Origin of the sequence: Bacillus sp. AFS041924, from assembly GCF_002577195.1 — a bacterium.
Taxonomy (GTDB): Bacteria; Bacillota; Bacilli; order Bacillales; family Bacillaceae_G; genus Gottfriedia.
The window spans coordinates 1-461 of record NZ_NULG01000067.1 but is presented as its reverse complement, the minus strand read 5'-3'; the positions used below and the strand labels follow the sequence as shown (position 1 = coordinate 461).

Here is a 461-nt window from a genome sequence, read left to right as displayed (position 1 = left end):
AATGCACCACAAACATTACCAGCATATATGGGACCAAACGCAAACTATTCATTTTATCCAAGAGGTGAGGGAGGAGCATTACCAACATTGCCGAGTTTTGGTGGAATGCCAATGCTGACTGGCGTAACTGGAGAAGCACCAGGAGCAACTGGTGGAGCACCTGTAGCGCCGGCACCAGTTCCGACACCATTACCAGCACCAATGCCATTACCAGCACCAATGCCATTACCAGCACCATACCCAACAAATAATGCACAAACATTACCAGCATATATGGGACCAAATCCAAATGCACCACAAACATTACCAGCATACATGGGACCAAACGCAAATTTCCCAGCAACAATGCCAGCATATATGGGGCCAAATGAAAACTTCCCACAAACAATGCCAGCATACATGGGACCGAACGCAAACTTCCCACAAACGCTGCCAGCATACATGGGACCAAATGAAAACTT

Annotated in this window: 1 pseudogene; it reads left to right on the top strand. The window is 47.1% G+C overall.

Annotated elements, in window-relative coordinates:
* Window positions 1-461: pseudogene (locus COC46_RS21965) on the top strand (hypothetical protein); the annotation flags it as partial.